This window comes from Pseudomonas atagonensis (assembly GCF_011369485.1).
Taxonomy (GTDB): domain Bacteria; phylum Pseudomonadota; class Gammaproteobacteria; order Pseudomonadales; family Pseudomonadaceae; genus Aquipseudomonas; species Aquipseudomonas atagonensis.
Map to the genome: position 1 here is coordinate 35,573 of NZ_VXCA01000027.1, position 16,211 is coordinate 51,783.

The window sequence follows — 16,211 nt, forward strand, 5'->3', positions numbered from 1 at the left end:
TTTATGTTTCGTTTCCGGCATATGGATGCCGGTACTGTCTGTTATGTCGGTTTGTGGTTCGGCTTACTGCCGGACATGTGCTTTGCCCCACCGCTGGCGATCAACTCGGCCAGTGCGGATACATCGAGCAAGGCGCACATGTGTTCAATCACGGTGCCGGCGAGCCATGGCCGCTGACCCCGGTGACTTCTCCATTTGATTTCATTCGGATCCAGACGCAACGAGCGGCTGACCTGATGCACGGCCAGCCCCCACTCGTAACCTTGTACCGAAATCACGTACTGCAAGCCCTGACGGAAGTCATCGCGATAGCGATCCGGCATGACCCAGCGCGCGGTGTCGAGCACTTTCAGGTTGCCGGCCTGGCTCGGCAGGATGCCGAGGAACCATTCCGGTTGCCCGAACAGCGGCGTCAGCTCATGCCCGGCCAGCGAATAGATCGAGCCAAGGCACACCAGCGGAACCGCCAGTGTCAGCCCGGCAACATCGAACAACAGGCATTCGAACGCTTCGGAAGCCCACGCCGGACGACCGTCGGTTTCCACCGGCGGTGGCGTGTTGCTCGGCGGCAGATGCACTTCCACCAAGGGCGGCACCAGCGTCTGCTCGACGGGCGCAGGCACCACCGGCGCAGGCTCGACGACTGCCGGCTCCGGTGCGGTTTTCAGCAATTGGGTACGCAGCAGTGGTGCGAGCGTGGAAACCGATGCGCGGATCGGCTCAGCCTCTTCAAGCAACGCCACGGGCGCTTTGGCGACGGGAGCTGCGACTGGCGCGGCAACCGGTGCCGCTGCTTTTTGCGCATCACGCGCCTGCTCTTCCAGCACCGCTGCCTGAAACTCGTCGAGCGCCGCAGCGCTTTCGACCACTTCAGGCTCGACCGTGACCGCCGCTGGCAACTCGTCGGGAATTTCCTGCAGCAAGCCGTCCAGATAAGACTGCAAAGCCAGCTGCGGACGCGAGGTCAGTTTGATCGGCCGATTCATGCTCACGCCACCTGCGGAACAAGTTGTTGCGCCAACAGATGCTTGAGCAGCGCGCGATAAGCCAACACGCCACGGCTCTTGCCGTCGAATTGCGAAGGCGTGACACCGGCACGGCTGGCGTCGCGCAGACGGGTATCGACCGGGATGTAACCCTGCCAGATCTCGTCGGGGAATTTGTCACGCAGCACGCGCAAGGTGTGCATCGATGCCTGGGTACGGCGATCGAACAGGGTGGGCACGATGCTGAACGGCAACGCCTGTTTGCGCGAGCGATTGATCATCGCGAGAGTGTTGACCATCCGTTCCAGGCCTTTCACGGCCAGATGCTCGGTCTGCACCGGAATCACCAGTTGCTGACTGGCCGCAAGGGCGTTGACCATCAGCACACCGAGCAACGGCGGGCTGTCGATCACGGCGTAATCGAAGTCCTGCCACAGCTGCGCCAGACTCTTGGCGATCACCAGGCCCAAGCCACTCTGCCCCGGCGACTGACGCTCGAGGGTGGCGAGCGCGGTGCTCGACGGCAGCAGGGAAATGCGTTCGTCGCTGGTCGACAGCAGCAACTGCCCGGGCAAGCCTTGCGGCACGCTGCCCTTGTGCAGAAACAGGTCGTAGTTGCTGTGTTCCAGACTGTCGGGGTCGTAGCCGAAATAGCTGGTCATCGAGCCGTGCGGGTCGAGATCGACCACAACCACGCGCTTGCCCGCCTCGGCCAGCAACCCGGCTAAAGCGATGGAAGATGTGGTTTTACCGACACCACCCTTTTGATTGGCGACTGCCCAGACTCTCATTCGGTTCGTTCCTCCCGGCCGATATGCTCGACCGAGACATAGCTCAGCGTATTAATGCGGGTGACGGAGAATTGACGGCACTCTCGCGTCCCGGCGTCTTGACCGGGGTCGGTGCAGTTTGTGTGCCAGCCCGCTTGAGTGCAGCGTCCGGTTGCGCATTGGCGGTGCCGGTGCCCGTGAGACTGCGGCGCACATCGAGATTTCGCGACACCACGAGCACCACACGACGGTTCTTCGCGCGGCCCTCGGCCGTGGCGTTGTTGGCCACTGGCTGGAACTCACCGTAACCCACCGATGCCAGACGACCGGGGTTCACACCCTGCATGGCCAGCATGCGCACGATGCTCGCCGAACGCGCCGAAGACAGTTCCCAGTTGGTCGGGTACTGCGCGGTACGAATCGGTTGATCGTCGGTGAAGCCTTCAACGTGAATCGGGTTGTCGAACGGTTTGAGGATCGCGGCAACCTTGTCGATGATGTTGAACGCGATGTCGCTCGGCATCGCATCACCGCTGCCAAACAACAGGCTGGAGTTGAGTTCGATCTCGACCCACAGCTCGTTGCCGCGCACGGTCATCTGGTTAGAGGAGATCAGGTCGCCGAACGCCGCACTGATGTCGTCGGCGATGCTTTTCAGCGGATCACTGGCCCCGGCAATGCCGGCGTCGACCTGTTCGGCATCCTTGACCAGCGGTTTGGCCGGGGTCACGGTCTTCGGTCGTTCTTCGCCGATCGGGATCGGCTTGAGCGAGCGATCGGAGTCGGTGAAGACCCCGATCAGCGCTTCGGAAATGATCTTGTACTTGCCCTCGTTGATCGACGAGATCGAGTACATCACCACGAAAAAGGCGAACAGCAGCGTGATGAAGTCGGCGTAGGAAACCAGCCAGCGTTCATGGTTTACGTGCTCTTCATGTTGGCGACGACGAGCCATGAGGTTATTCCCTTAATCCATGAAGCCTTGCAGCTTCAACTCGATGGAGCGTGGGTTTTCACCTTCGGCGATCGACAGAATGCCTTCCAACAACATTTCGCGATAACGCGACTGCCGCAACGCGATTGACTTCAACTTGGCTGCCACCGGCAGCAGGATCAGGTTGGCACTCGCTACACCATAGATGGTCGCAACGAATGCCACGGCGATGCCGCTGCCCAGTTGCGTCGGATCGGCCAGGTTGCCCATCACGTGGATCAGGCCCATCACCGCACCGATGATGCCGATGGTCGGCGCGTAACCGCCCATGCTTTCAAAGACCTTGGCGGCTTCGATGTCACGTGCTTCCTGGGTGTAGAAATCCACTTCGAGGATGCTGCGGATTGCTTCCGGCTCGGCGCCATCGACCAGCAATTGCAGGCCTTTGCGCGAGTAGGCGTCGGGTTCGGCATCGGCTACGCCTTCCAGACCCAAGAGGCCTTCTTTACGCGCGGTGAGGCTCCAGTTGACCACGCGGTCGATACCGCCGGCCAGGTCCACACGCGGCGGGAAAAAGATCCACGCCAGAATCTGCATGGCGCGCTTGAATGCGCTCATCGGCGATTGCAGCAGCGCCGCACCGATGGTGCCACCGAGTACGATCAGCGCCGCCGGGCCGTTGGCCAGTGCACCGAGGTGACCACCTTCCAGGTAGTTGCCGCCGATGATGGCGACAAACGCCATGATGATCCCGATAAGGCTTAGAACATCCATCAGATACACGCCTCGACGATGTGCTTGCCGATGTCGTCCAGGCTGTACACCGCGTCGGCGAGGTCAGCTTTGACGATGGCCATCGGCATGCCGTAAATCACGCAGCTGGCTTCGTCCTGTGCCCACACCGAGCTACCGCCCTGCTTGAGCAGACGCGCACCTTCGCGGCCGTCGGCGCCCATGCCGGTCAACACGACCGCCAGAACTTTGTCGCCGTAGGATTTCGCGGCAGAACCGAAGGTGATGTCCACGCACGGCTTGTAGTTCAGACGTTCGTCGCCCGGGAGGATTTTCACCGCGCCACGGCCGTCGATCATCATTTGCTTGCCACCCGGGGCCAGCAACGCCAGGCCCGGACGCAGGATGTCGCCATCCTCGGCTTCCTTGACGCTGATGCGGCAGAGCTTGTCGAGACGCTCGGCGAAGGCCTTGGTAAACGCCGCCGGCATGTGCTGGATCAGCACGATCGGCGCCGGGAAGTTCGCCGGCAACTGGGTCAGGACCCGCTGCAAAGCAACCGGCCCGCCGGTCGATGTACCGATGGCGACCAGTTTGTAGGCTTTGCGCTTGGGTGCCGGCGACGAAGCGCTGGCGGCCGGCGCACGAGTCGGTGCAGGCGCTGGCGCCGGACGGGCCGGTGCGCTGTGGCTGCCGAAGCTCGACGCAGGTGCCGGAGCTGGCGCAGGCGCTGGAGCAGCAACCGGGGCCGGCGCGCTGTACGCGCTGAAACGACGGTTACTGCGCGAGATGCTGTGAACCTTCTCGCACAGCAGTTGCTTGACCTTCTCCGGATTGCGCGAGATGTCTTCGAAATTCTTCGGCAGGAAATCCACCGCGCCGGCGTCCAGCGCATCGAGGGTTACCCGCGCGCCTTCATGGGTCAGCGAGGAGAACATCAACACCGGGGTCGGGCAGCGCTGCATGATGTGCCGCACGGCCGTGATGCCGTCCATCATCGGCATCTCGTAGTCCATGGTGATCACGTCCGGCTTGAGGGCCAGGGCCTGATCGATCGCCTCTTTACCGTTGGTGGCCGTGCCGACCACCTGGATGCTCGGATCCGCTGAAAGAATTTCCGAGACGCGGCGGCGGAAAAAACCCGAATCGTCCACCACCAGGACTTTGACTGCCATAAACACTCCATTAGGTGCAGCGGAGCGTCATCGCCCCGCTGCCCCGGATTCAAATACGCCGTGCGGCGTAACGCTTGAGCATGCTAGGAACATCGAGGATCAGAGCGATGCGGCCGTCACCGGTGATGGTGGCGCCGGACATGCCCGGAGTGCCCTGCAGCATTTTGCCCAATGGCTTGATGACCACTTCTTCCTGGCCGACCAGTTGATCGACGACGAAGCCGATCCGCTGAGTGCCCACCGACAGGATCACCACATGGCCTTCGCGCTGCTCTTCGTGAGCGGCGGAGCTGACCAGCCAGCGCTTGAGGTAGAACAATGGCAACGCCTTGTCCCGCACGATCACCACTTCCTGACCGTCCACGACGTTGGTGGTCGACAGGTCGAGGTGGAAGATTTCGTTGACGTTGACCAGCGGGAACGCGAACGCTTGATTGCCGAGCATCACCATCAGGGTCGGCATGATCGCGAGCGTCAGCGGCACCTTGATGACGATCTTCGAACCCTGGCCCTTGGTCGAGTAGATGTTGATCGAACCGTTGAGCTGGGAAATCTTGGTCTTCACCACGTCCATGCCGACGCCGCGGCCAGACACGTCGGAGATCTCGGTCTTGGTCGAGAAACCCGGGGCGAAGATCAGGTTGTAGCACTCGGTATCGCTCAGGCGATCGGCCGCGTCCTTGTCCATCACACCGCGTTTCACCGCGATCGAACGCAGGACGTTCGGGTCCATGCCTTTACCGTCGTCAGAGATCGACAGCAGGATATGGTCGCCTTCCTGCTCGGCCGCCAGTACCACGCGACCGCCACGAGCCTTGCCCGACGCTTCGCGCTCTTCCGGCGACTCGATGCCGTGGTCGACCGCGTTGCGCACCAAGTGGACCAGCGGATCGGCCAGCGCCTCGACAAGGTTTTTGTCGAGGTCGGTTTCTTCGCCGACCAGTTCCAGGTTGATCTCTTTCTTGAGCTGACGCGCCAGATCGCGAACCAGACGCGGGAAGCGCCCGAACACTTTCTTGATCGGCTGCATTCGCGTCTTCATCACCGCGGTCTGCAAGTCAGCCGTCACCACGTCGAGGTTCGACACGGCTTTGGACATGGCTTCGTCGCCGCTGTTGAGACCCAAGCGCACCAGACGGTTACGCACCAGCACCAGCTCGCCGACCATGTTCATGATTTCGTCGAGACGTGCAGTGTCGACCCGCACGGTAGTCTCGGCTTCGCTCGCCGGTTTTTCCGGTGGCGGTGCGGCGGCGGCACGGGCCGGCGCCGGAGCAGCGGCCGGTTTTGGCGCTTCGGCTTTTGGCTCGGGTTTAGCGGCAGGTTTTGGTACAGCAGCCGCTGCCGCCGGGGCCTTGGCGGCAGGCGTGGCGACGGTTGAAGCGGAACCTGCAGCAGCGCCGACGTCAGTGAACTTGCCTTTGCCGTGCAATTCGTCGAGCAGCGATTCGAATTCGTGATCGCTGATCAGATCGCTGCCGGCAGCGGCGGCGGCCGGTGCGGCTGGCGCAGGAGCGGAGGCAATCGCCGACTCCAGTGCTTCGACGGCAAAGTTGCCTTTGCCGTGCAACTGATCGAGCAAGGCTTCGAATTCGTCGTCGGTGATGTCCGAGCTGTCGCCTGCCGCTGGAGCTGCAGGTTTGGCCGCCGCTGGCGCGACAGCGTCTGCGGCGAACTGGCCTTTACCGTGCAACTGGTCGAGCAGCGACTCGAATTCGGCGTCAGTGATTTCATCGCTGGCTGCCTCTTCGGCAGTTTGCGCAGGTGCAGCGGCAGCCACCGGGGCTTCGGCTTCGGCCTTGACGGCGTTCAGCGAATCCAGCAACTGCTCAAATTCGTTATCAGTGATGTCGCCCGAATCGCCTTCGACGACCAGTTCTTCGATCATCTCGGCCACCGGCGAAGCCGGGGCTTCATCGGCCGATTGCGGCTCGGCCAGACGTGCCAGCGCCGCCAGCAGCTCCGGGGTCGCAGCGGTAATCGGTGCGCGTTCGCGAACTTCGCTGAACATGCTGTTCACCGCGTCCAGTGCTTCGAGGACAACGTCCATCAGTTCTGCATCAACGCGACGCTCACCCTTGCGCAGGATGTCGAACACGTTTTCGGCGATGTGACAGCACTCCACCAGCTCGTTGAGCTGAAGGAAGCCGGCGCCCCCTTTTACAGTGTGGAAACCGCGAAAAATTGCGTTGAGCAGATCTGCGTCATCCGGGCGGCTTTCCAGCTCGACCAGTTGTTCGGACAGTTGCTCAAGAATCTCGCCGGCCTCAACCAGGAAATCCTGAAGGATCTCTTCATCGGCGCCGAAGCTCATTAATGGGGTGCTCCTACAGGTCTAAAAACCTAAACTCAAAATCCAAGGCTGGATAGCAAATCGTCCACATCGTCCTGACCGGACACAACGTCTTCTCGTTTATCGGCATGAATCTGCGGACCTTCACCCTGCGAGAGATGTTTTTGTGGATCTTTTTCCGCGAGCATCGCCGCACGGTCATGTTCGATGCCCGCAAAGCGGTCCACCTGACTGGCCATGAGCACGAGTTTGAGCAGATTGCTTTCGACTTCGGTGACCAGCTGGGTCACACGCTTGATCACCTGACCGGTCAGGTCCTGGTAATCCTGGGCCAGCAGGATGTCGTTGAGGTTGCTCGACACCGCACGGTTGTCCGTACTGCTGCGCGACAGAAAACCGTCGACCCGGCGCGCCAGTTCGCGGAACTCTTCAGCCCCGACCTCGCGACGCATGAAACGGCCCCAATCGGTGCTCAAGGCCTGGGCTTCGTCAGCCAGTCCATTGACCACCGGCGTGGCGCTTTCCACCAAATCCATGGTGCGGTTGGCCGCGGCTTCGGTCAGCTTGACCACATAGCCCAGGCGTTCGGTGGCGTCGGTGATTTGCGACACTTCCTCGGCCTGCGGCATGTGCGGATCGATCTGGAAGTTGACGATCGCACTGTGCAGTTCGCGTGTGAGCTTGCCGACTTCCTGATACAGGCCGCGGTCACGGGTCTGATTGAGCTCATGGATCAGTTGCACAGCGTCGCCGAACCTGCCTTTTTCAAGGCTTTCGACCAGTTCGACCGCGTGTTTTTTCAGGGTCGACTCGAAATCGCCCTGTGAAGATTCGTTATGCTCCATAGCTCCCCCGCGCGTCATCAGCCGATGCGTTCGAAAATCTTCTCGATTTTTTCTTTCAGCGCCTGAGCCGTGAAAGGTTTGACCACGTAGCCGTTCACACCGGCCTGTGCGGCTTCGATGATCTGCTCGCGCTTGGCTTCAGCGGTCACCATCAGCACCGGCAGGTGCTTGAGTTTTTCGTCGGCACGCACGTGGCGCAGCAGGTCGATACCGGTCATGCCCGGCATGTTCCAGTCTGTTACCAGAAAGTCGATGCTTCCGCTGTTGAGCACCGGAATGGCGGTAGTGCCATCGTCGGCCTCGACGGTGTTGGTGAACCCCAGATCACGCAGCAGGTTCTTGATGATCCGCCGCATCGTTGAGAAGTCATCAACGATGAGGATTTTCATGTTCTTGTCCAATTCGACCTCCAAGCAGTCTTAAACGCGCCCAGCACCTGGACGCGCCATTTCAATCAATCGGCGTAGCACTCGAAGACTGTCTGGAGCACAACAGAGCAAGACCGGTGCCGTTCATCACCGCACCAGCCTCGTTCGCAGTGTCCCCACACTGCCTTCAGCGCGCTCGCCACTCCCCCAAACGCCCCCGCAAACGGGCCGCGCACTGGCTGTGTAACTGGCTGACCCGCGATTCACTGACGCCAAGGACTTCACCGATCTCCTTGAGGTTCAGCTCTTCGTCGTAGTACAGCGCCAACACCAGTCGCTCACGCTCCGGCAAATTGGCAATCGCGTCCGCCAGCGCCGCCTGAAAGCGTTCATCTTCCAGATCGCGTGACGGCTCAAGATGAGCACTGGCGCCATCCTCGTGCAGCCCTTCGTGTTCGCCGTCCTGCAACAGGTCGTCGAAACTGAACAGGCGGCTGCCCAAGGTGTCATTCAAAATCCCGTAGTAATCGTCGAGACTCAATTGGAGTTCGGCCGCAACCTCGTGATCTTTAGCATCACGGCCTGTTTTAGCTTCAATTGAGCGAATCGCGTCACTGACCATACGGGTGTTGCGGTGAACCGAGCGTGGTGCCCAGTCCCCTTTGCGCACTTCGTCGAGCATCGCGCCGCGGATTCGAATGCCCGCGTACGTTTCGAAACTGGCGCCTTTGCTGGCGTCATATTTGGTCGAGACTTCCAGCAGACCGATCATCCCGGCCTGAATCAGATCCTCGACCTGCACACTCGCCGGCAACCGTGCCAGCAGGTGGTAGGCAATGCGTTTGACCAGTGGCGCGTAACGCTCGATCAGCTCGTACTGCGCGTCACGTGCCGACTTCTTGTAGTAGTTCATACCGCTGGCGGTCATAGCACGGGCCCTGCCGTTTGCTGCACGAGGCGCTCGACAAAAAACTCAAGGTGGCCGCGCGGGTTGGCCGGCAGCGGCCAGGTGTCGACCTTCTGCGCAATGGCCTTGAATGCCAGCGCGCACTTGGAACGCGGGAAGGCTTCGTAGACGGCGCGTTGCTTCTGCACTGCCTTGCGCACGCTTTCGTCGTAAGGCACGGCGCCGACGTATTGTAGGGCCACGTCAAGGAAGCGATCCGTGACCTTGGTCAACTTGGCGAACAGGTTGCGACCTTCCTGCGGGCTCTGCGCCATGTTGGCGAGAACACGGAAGCGGTTCATGCCGTAATCGCGGTTAAGCAGTTTGATCAGCGCGTAGGCATCGGTGATCGAGGTCGGCTCGTCGCAGACCACCAGCAACACTTCTTGCGCTGCGCGAACAAAACTGACTACCGAGTCACCAATACCCGCAGCGGTGTCGATCACCAGTACGTCGAGATTGTCGCCGATGTCACTGAACGCCTGAATCAGACCGGCATGTTGCGCCGGGCTCAGGTGCACCATGCTCTGGGTACCGGACGCGGCCGGTACGATGCGAATGCCGCCAGGGCCTTGCAACAGCACGTCGCGCAATTCGCAGCGGCCTTCGATGACGTCGGCCAGCGTGCGTTTAGGGGTAAGCCCCAGCAATACGTCGACGTTCGCCAGGCCCAGGTCGGCGTCCAGCAGCATGACCCGACGGCCAAGCTCTGCCAGCGCCAGCGACAAGTTCACTGACACGTTAGTCTTCCCGACGCCACCTTTGCCGCCGGTCACCGCGATCACCTGTACGGGATGCATGCTGCCCATGTTATTTCTTTACCTTGTCTTGCATAGACGGAGGCCACATTACTGGCTGCGCGTTCACAACCGGAACAATGCATGGCAGACCATCGATGTAGGTACAAAAACTGTTCATGAATACCTCAGCCTACCTGCTTGGTCGGGCTGTGATAGATATCAGCGAACATGTCAGCCATGGCTTCTTCGCTGGGTTCTTCCTGCATTTGCACGCTGACGGCGCGGCTGACCAATTGATGACGGCGCGGCAGATGCAGATCATCCGGAATCCGTGGGCCATCGGTCAGGTACGCGACCGGCAATTCATGACTGATCGCCAGGCTCAACACTTCGCCAAGGCTGGCCGTCTCATCCAGTTTAGTCAGGATGCACCCGGCGAGCCCGCAACGCTTGTAACTGTGATAAGCGGCGGTTAGAACCTGTTTCTGGCTGGTGGTTGCCAGTACCAGATAATTTTTTGAACGAATGCCACGACCGGCCAGGCTTTCCAGCTGCATGCGCAGGGCCGGATCGCTGGCCTGCAGGCCGGCGGTGTCGATCAGCACCACGCGCTTGCGCAGCAGTGGATCCAGCGCCTGCACCAGCGACTGACCGGGATCGACGTGCGTCACCGAGACATTGAGAATCCGCCCCAAGGTCTTCAGTTGTTCCTGCGCGCCGATGCGGAAACTGTCCATGCTCACCAGTGCAACATTCTGCGCGCCATACTTGAGCACGTAACGCGCCGCGAGTTTGGCCAGCGTGGTGGTTTTGCCCATACCGGCCGGGCCGACCATGGCGATCACACCGCCCTCTTCCAGCGGCTCGACTTCCGGAATGGCGATCATCCGCGCCAAGTGCGCCAGCAGCATGCGCCAGGCCTGACGAGGCTCTTCGATATCAGTGATCATCGCCAGCAGATCGCGCGACAACGGCCCGGACAGGCCGATGCGTTGCAGACGGCGATACAGATTGGCTTGCGCCGGACGGCTGCCTTGCAGCTGATTCCAAGCCAGTGTGCCGAGCTGCACTTCCATCAGCTCGCGCAGGCTGTTCAATTCAAAACGCATCGAATCCAGCGCACGCGGATCGACACCCGCGCTCGCCACAGGGGCCACAGCGGCCGGACGTGCCGGGGCCGCGTAAGTCGGTTCGCTCAATGGTTCGGCAGCGGTCAGCGGCAGACCGGCCGTCAACGGCAGCCCGGCGAACAACTGGCGATTGGTGTTGCCGTCGGCTTCGCCACGCAGGCTCAGTTCGGCTTGGGCGGTGACGATGCGTGATTGCGTCTTGCGCAGCTCGTCTTCGAGTTCCATGTTCGGAACACGCGGTGCCAGCGCCGACAATTTGTAATCCAGCGCCGCCGTCAGTTCGACGCCGCCGGCAATGCGGCGGTTGCCAATGATGGCGGCATCAGCGCCCAGCTCATCACGAACCAGCTTCATGGCCTGACGCATATCGGCGGCGAAAAAACGCTTAACTTGCATAAACCACTACCTCAGCCGTTGGGCCCTACTGTCGCAACGATGGTCACTTGCTTGTTGTCCGGAATTTCCTGGTAGGCCAGCACGTGCAGCCCTGGGACGGCGAGGCGGCCGAAGCGCGAGAGCATCGCGCGAATCGGGCCGGCCACCAGCAGGATCACCGGTTGACCTTGCATTTCCTGACGCTGCGCCGCTTCGATGAGCGAACGTTGCAGCTTCTCGGCCATGCTTGGCTCCAGCAGAACGCCCTCTTCCGAGCCTTGTCCTGCCTTTTGCAGACTATTGAGCAATATTTGTTCCAACCTTGGTTCCAGGGTGATCACAGGCAGCTCGGACTCAGTGCCTACAATGCTTTGGACGATGGCGCGCGATACGCCGACCCGCACCACCGCCACCAATGCGGCGGTATCTTGACTCTTGGCAGCGTTGTTGGCGATGGCTTCGGCAATGCTGCGAATGTCGCGTACCGGCACGTGTTCGGCCAGCAGCGCCTGCAACACCTTGAGCAGTTGTGACAACGAAAGCACACCCGGCACCAGCTCTTCAGCCAGTTTCGGCGAGCTTTTGGCCAGCAATTGCATGAGCTGCTGCACTTCTTCGTGGCCGATCAGCTCACTGGAGTGCTTGTACAGAATCTGATTCAAGTGGGTGGCGACCACGGTGCTGGCATCAACCACGGTGTAACCGAGGGATTGCGCCTGGGCACGCTGGCTGATTTCGATCCATACCGCCTCCAGGCCGAAAGCCGGATCTTTGGCGTTGATGCCGTTGAGCGAGCCGTAGACCTGCCCCGGGTTGATCGCCAGTTCGCGATCCGGGTAGATCTCGGCCTCGGCCAGAATCACGCCCATCAGGGTCAGGCGATAGGCGCTCGGCGCCAGATCGAGGTTGTCGCGGATGTGCACGGTCGGCATCAGGAAGCCCAGATCCTGCGAGAGCTTCTTGCGCACGCCCTTGATCCGCGCCAGCAACTGCCCACCCTGATTGCGATCCACCAGCGGGATCAGGCGATAACCGACTTCCAGACCAATCATGTCGATGGGCGTCACGTCGTCCCAGCCCAGCTCTTTGGTTTCCATGGCGCGGGCCGGCGACGGCAGCAGTTCCTGCTGACGCTTGACCTCTTGCAGCGCCTGCACCTTGGCCACGTTCTGTTTCTTCCAGAACAGGTACGCGCCACCCGCTGCCAGCGCCGCCATGCTCAGGAATGAGAAGTGCGGCATGCCCGGCACCAGGCCCATGACCGCCATCAAGCCTGCGGCCACCGCCAGCGCTTTCGGCGAGGCGAACATCTGACGATTGATCTGCTTGCCCATGTCTTCCGAGCCGGAAGCACGGGTCACCATGATCGCCGCCGCTGTTGATAACAACAGTGATGGCAATTGCGCCACCAAACCGTCACCGATGGTCAGCAAGGCGTAAACCCGACCGGCATCGCCGAAGCTCATGTTGTGCTGGAAGATACCGACGGCCATGCCGCCGATGAGGTTGATGAACAGAATCAGCAGGCCGGCGATGGCGTCGCCGCGAACGAACTTGCTGGCACCGTCCATCGAACCGTAGAACTCGGCCTCCTGGGCCACTTCGGAACGACGTGCCTTGGCCTGGTTCTGGTCGATCAGACCGGCGTTGAGGTCGGCGTCGATCGCCATTTGTTTGCCGGGCATTGCATCGAGGGTGAAACGCGCGCTGACCTCGGAAATCCGCCCGGCACCCTTGGTCACCACGACGAAGTTGATGATCATCAAGATCGCGAACACCACGATACCGACCACGTAGTTACCGCCGATCACCACTTCACCGAAAGCCTGAATCACCTTACCGGCAGCGGCGTGGCCGTCCTGGCCGTGGAGCATGACCACGCGCGTGGACGCCACGTTCAACGCCAGCCGCAGCAAAGTCGCGACCAGCAGAATCGTCGGGAACACCGCAAAATCCAGCGGCCGCAGCGCGTAAACGCAGACCAGCAGCACGACAATCGACAGGGCGATGTTGAAGGTGAAGAACACGTCGAGCAGGAACGGCGGCACCGGCAACATCATCATCGCCAGCATCACCAGCAGCAACAACGGCACGCCCAGATTGCCTCGACTGAGGTCGGCAACGTTTGTGCGTGCAGTGTTGAATAACTGAGAGCGATCCACCGGTTTTCCCCGTTCCTTTAAAGCAAACTTTTGACGCCCAGAGCGGGCTCAGGGCGGGTACTGCAAGAAGCCTTCCAACTTTTGCCAATGATTGAAACAGAGGGGTTTAACCGAGGGTTTTCCGCTGCCCGAAATGGCCCCTTCACGAGCAAACCCGCTCCCACAGAGGAAATGCATTCCAAATAGTGAAGTGGAATGCGTTCCAAATGTGGGAGCGGGCTTGCTCGCGAAGGGGCCAGTAAAGTCAGCGCAAATCGCCTTTTAAACACTTGCGTTTAAAAGACACTTCCAGACACGCCTTTCAGGCTACGCACCCTTGCGCCTTTGCCTACAGCCAAGCCAGAATCCGCCGGCTTGTACGCCTTGGGGTCGGGTTCTATTGTGGGTCGGTCGCTGATTGTTCAGTGATCGGGTTTAGCAGCTCGGCAATTTTCAAGGTGCGCGAGTCCCGCCATTTCGTTATGGCGGCTTTGCGTGGGGCACTTCGGTGCGCCGGGATCCTTGAGCCTGGTCTGCTAACCCGCGTACAAGCCGCCACCTCTTTGTTTAGCAGCGAAGGTTGACGGCTCCATTTCTCAAGGAGCTTTACCATGACAAAACCAACGCCAAATCCGCCAGAATCCGACCCCACCTCCCCCTACGAATCTATCGATTCGAAAAAGCTCCACGAAGCCGCCGACCGCGCCCTCGATCACTACCCGTGCCCCGGCAACACCCGACCTCCACGCAAACCCAGCACGATGTACGCCGTCGTCTCGGGCATCAAAAGCGAAGAACTATTGGCCAACGCCTGCGAAACACTCGCCTCAGCCAGAACCATCGCCAATGACTTCGCCAATCTCATACCGGCATCGCAACGCAGGATTCTGCTGGGTATCGCGCAACTGATCATGCTGGGGGAGCTGGCGGTGAATCGGGCGCTGGATAATCTGGAATTGCCTGGCTGACCGTTACGCCGACGCTCTGTGGCGAGAGGATTTATCCCCTCGCCACAATGATCTCGCAGGGGCTGGATTATCTCTTGATGTTGATGCCAATCAGGAGTCGCGGCGCAAATCCGGCGGAATCGGCAGGTCGTCCCTCAGCGGATCCGGGCGCTTGCCCTTGCCCGCGCGGTGTTGGCAGATCTGATAGACGTAGGCCAGTACCTGAGCGACCGCCAGGTACAGCCCGCCCGGGATTTCTTCATCCAGTTCAGTGGAGTAATAGATCGAACGCGCCAGCGCCGGTGACTCCAGGAACATGACGTTGTTGGCGACAGCGACTTCGCGGATCTTCAAGGCCAGGAAGTCGCTGCCCTTGGCCAGCGGCAACGGTGCGCCGCCCTTGTCGGCGTCGTACTTGAGCGCCACGGCGGAGTGGGCCGCGTTGGTGATGAAGAAAAGGAAGAAAAGGGACGTATTTATTTACCACGCGTCGACGCCATGTTCAGCGCCAGTCGCAGTAATGTCGCGACCAGCAACACCGTAAAAATGACAGAACCTTATTCTCTGGCGGTTATCTGCAGAATGACTGCCAAGAACCCATCTAAGAAATGTAGAAAAGCGGACCAAGACGTCTAAAGAACTGTCAGAGCTGACAGGTCTCAACCTCAAACACTCTGGGTACCCTCTTCCAAACGAGCAAATGCACGGAAGACACTGGAGGAGACAGTAATGGTCACGTTTACTGCTTACACCCTGGAAGAACCCGTCTGGATCCTCAAATCCGGTATGACTAAAGGCATTCATCACGACAAACAAGCGCTCGGCATAATTGTGCCGGCAGAGACGTTGATTCGCGTCAGACACACGGATCCGTCGCCAGATATAAAATTGATACTGGAATTATTGAATAACGACCGCACCACCGAACACTACCTGACCATCAGCAATCAATTTACAGAATTCACCACCACATTCGAGTCAGTACCTTTTATAAGAACACCCTACACAAGCATCACTTCAAAAATCGACATCGAAGTTCACCTGAATAAAAATGGAACATGGTTACCGACCTATAACGAGAAGTCCGACAGCCACGCCTTTTTCAAACAATGGGACGATCAGCAGTCTGCATTTGCCCTTATCAAAACAAAATTCGCAGACCTTCTCGTACCCGCCAAGGATAAACCTCGCCTTAAAGAACTAGACAGCGCCGCTGGACTGAACAGTCTCAACAGCTACTACACCGAAATCTTCGAACTATTCAATACCTTCGCAGGCTTCCAGCCATCAGCATCATCGGGATTTGATCGTAATACCCCCAATCGTTATTTCATGAAAGCCGATATTAAAGGGCCCGGCTCCGCCTACTACGGCGGAACTCATACAGCCGAGAGTGGCACAGGATCTGTCGCCGCATTCTGGCTAGATACCCGACCAGACAACTGGGGATCACTCCATGAAATAGCCCACGGCTACCAAGGCCTGTTCATGAGCCATTCGCCGCTGAATCTGTTTGAAGCATGGAACAACGTTTATGCAGCGCTTTATCAAAACAAGCACATGGGCAAAGACGTATTCAATAGAGGCTGGCTATACGGAGGCGCAGCACAGACCAAATTCGATCAGTTACAGAGAAACTACGACGAGGATCTGCCGTTGCACCAATGGGGCAACGGCATGATTATCCTTTTTCTTGTGCAGTTATTCGAAAACAAAAGAGAGCCTGCTCTTGCCGAGTTCAATAAACAATACAGAATCCTCAGCAACAGGGCTGATTTCAAAGCAGAAAACCATCCGGCATTTGAAGTCATTGCCGATGCATGAGCACG

Annotated in this window: 14 protein-coding genes and 1 pseudogene; 2 read left to right on the forward strand and 13 right to left on the reverse strand. The window is 59.6% G+C overall.

Translation table 11 applies throughout. The annotated features are described in order from the left end of the window. Positions 1–41: 41 nt before the first annotated feature. The 12 genes from F2P67_RS18945 to flhA all read right to left on the reverse strand — a co-directional run bounded on the left by F2P67_RS18945 (position 42) and on the right by flhA (position 13,456). Positions 42–986 (reverse strand): CheW domain-containing protein, encoded by a 945-nt coding sequence (locus F2P67_RS18945; protein ID WP_166222401.1) that lies wholly within the window; start codon positions 984–986, stop codon positions 42–44. A gap of 2 nt (positions 987–988) precedes the next feature. Next, positions 989–1,777 (reverse strand): ParA family protein, encoded by a 789-nt coding sequence (locus F2P67_RS18950; protein WP_008077691.1) that lies wholly within the window; start codon positions 1,775–1,777, stop codon positions 989–991. 43 nt (positions 1,778–1,820) lie between these two features. After that, positions 1,821–2,711, reverse strand: coding sequence for a flagellar motor protein MotD (gene motD / locus F2P67_RS18955; RefSeq protein ID WP_166222403.1), 891 nt, complete (start codon positions 2,709–2,711; stop codon positions 1,821–1,823). A 12-nt stretch (positions 2,712–2,723) separates the two neighbouring features. Beyond that, positions 2,724–3,464: a flagellar motor protein gene (locus F2P67_RS18960; RefSeq protein WP_096822161.1), complete on the reverse strand. Its 741-nt coding sequence runs from the start codon at positions 3,462–3,464 to the stop codon at positions 2,724–2,726. Beyond that, positions 3,464–4,597, reverse strand: a complete 1,134-nt coding sequence (locus F2P67_RS18965) for a protein-glutamate methylesterase/protein-glutamine glutaminase (RefSeq protein ID WP_166222405.1) — start codon at positions 4,595–4,597, stop codon at positions 3,464–3,466. The genes F2P67_RS18960 and F2P67_RS18965 overlap by 1 nt, the downstream gene beginning before the upstream one ends. Positions 4,598–4,646: 49 nt before the next feature. Continuing rightward, the gene (locus F2P67_RS18970) at positions 4,647–6,911 is read right to left on the reverse strand and encodes a chemotaxis protein CheA (protein ID WP_166222407.1); all 2,265 of its coding nucleotides are present in this window, start codon (positions 6,909–6,911) and stop codon (positions 4,647–4,649) included. Positions 6,912–6,946: 35 nt separating this feature from the next. Continuing rightward, positions 6,947–7,735 (reverse strand): protein phosphatase CheZ, encoded by a 789-nt coding sequence (locus tag F2P67_RS18975; protein WP_095190695.1) that lies wholly within the window; start codon positions 7,733–7,735, stop codon positions 6,947–6,949. Between the two features lie 17 nt (positions 7,736–7,752). Then, positions 7,753–8,124, reverse strand: coding sequence for a chemotaxis response regulator CheY (locus F2P67_RS18980; RefSeq protein ID WP_003183998.1), 372 nt, complete (start codon positions 8,122–8,124; stop codon positions 7,753–7,755). Between the two features lie 166 nt (positions 8,125–8,290). Beyond that, entirely contained in the window at positions 8,291–9,031 is a 741-nt protein-coding gene (fliA, locus tag F2P67_RS18985; RefSeq protein WP_007920004.1) for an RNA polymerase sigma factor FliA, read from the reverse strand. Then, positions 9,028–9,858 carry a flagellar synthesis regulator FleN gene (gene fleN, locus F2P67_RS18990; RefSeq protein WP_003222917.1) on the reverse strand — a complete coding sequence of 277 codons (831 nt, stop codon included), beginning with the start codon at positions 9,856–9,858 and terminating at the stop codon, positions 9,028–9,030. The genes fliA and fleN overlap by 4 nt, the downstream gene beginning before the upstream one ends. Positions 9,859–9,974: 116 nt before the next feature. Continuing rightward, the gene (flhF, locus tag F2P67_RS18995) at positions 9,975–11,315 is read right to left on the reverse strand and encodes a flagellar biosynthesis GTPase FlhF (RefSeq protein ID WP_166222409.1); all 1,341 of its coding nucleotides are present in this window, start codon (positions 11,313–11,315) and stop codon (positions 9,975–9,977) included. Between the two features lie 11 nt (positions 11,316–11,326). Next, positions 11,327–13,456: a flagellar biosynthesis protein FlhA gene (gene flhA / locus F2P67_RS19000; RefSeq protein WP_166222411.1), complete on the reverse strand. Its 2,130-nt coding sequence runs from the start codon at positions 13,454–13,456 to the stop codon at positions 11,327–11,329. A gap of 590 nt (positions 13,457–14,046) precedes the next feature. Here flhA and F2P67_RS19005 point away from each other — a divergent pair. Continuing rightward, positions 14,047–14,403, forward strand: coding sequence for a DUF6124 family protein (locus F2P67_RS19005; protein WP_166222413.1), 357 nt, complete (start codon positions 14,047–14,049; stop codon positions 14,401–14,403). Between the two features lie 90 nt (positions 14,404–14,493). Here F2P67_RS19005 and F2P67_RS19010 read toward each other — a convergent pair. After that, positions 14,494–14,832: pseudogene (locus tag F2P67_RS19010) on the reverse strand (EscU/YscU/HrcU family type III secretion system export apparatus switch protein); the annotation flags it as partial. A gap of 279 nt (positions 14,833–15,111) precedes the next feature. Here F2P67_RS19010 and F2P67_RS19015 point away from each other — a divergent pair. Next, positions 15,112–16,206 carry a M60 family metallopeptidase gene (locus F2P67_RS19015; RefSeq protein ID WP_166222415.1) on the forward strand — a complete coding sequence of 365 codons (1,095 nt, stop codon included), beginning with the start codon at positions 15,112–15,114 and terminating at the stop codon, positions 16,204–16,206. Positions 16,207–16,211: the final 5 nt, after the last annotated feature.